This window comes from Pseudonocardia sp. EV170527-09, assembly GCF_008369905.1.
Classification (GTDB): Bacteria; Actinomycetota; Actinomycetes; order Mycobacteriales; family Pseudonocardiaceae; genus Pseudonocardia.
The window spans coordinates 1-254 of the sequence record NZ_VRMC01000558.1 but is presented as its reverse complement, the minus strand read 5'-3'; the positions used below and the strand labels follow the sequence as shown (position 1 = coordinate 254).

The 254-nt window shown below is 65.0% G+C and carries 1 protein-coding gene; it reads right to left on the bottom strand.

The genetic code is table 11. From position 1 onward, the window contains the following. Positions 1-254, bottom strand: a 254-nt coding sequence (locus FVA95_RS32440) for a hypothetical protein (RefSeq protein WP_205016092.1), incomplete at both ends; no start/stop codon positions are given.

Here is a 254-nt window from a genome sequence, read left to right as displayed (position 1 = left end):
GCCCAGCACCGGCCACCCCCGCGGCCCCGGCGGCAGAGGCAGCTTCGAGGACGACGTGGCGCTGCCGCGGCAGAGAAGCCAGAGGGACGCGGCTGCCACGGCAGCCAGGGAGCCGAGCAGCAGGAGGAGCGCGTCGTGGTCCATGGTGTCTCTGGGCTGCAGGGTAGGATGAAACGTTAGTTGCACTTGCACGCGCGTGTCGTTGCGACTGTTTAGAATATGGAGGTCGATGTAGTTGGCATGCACATACATAC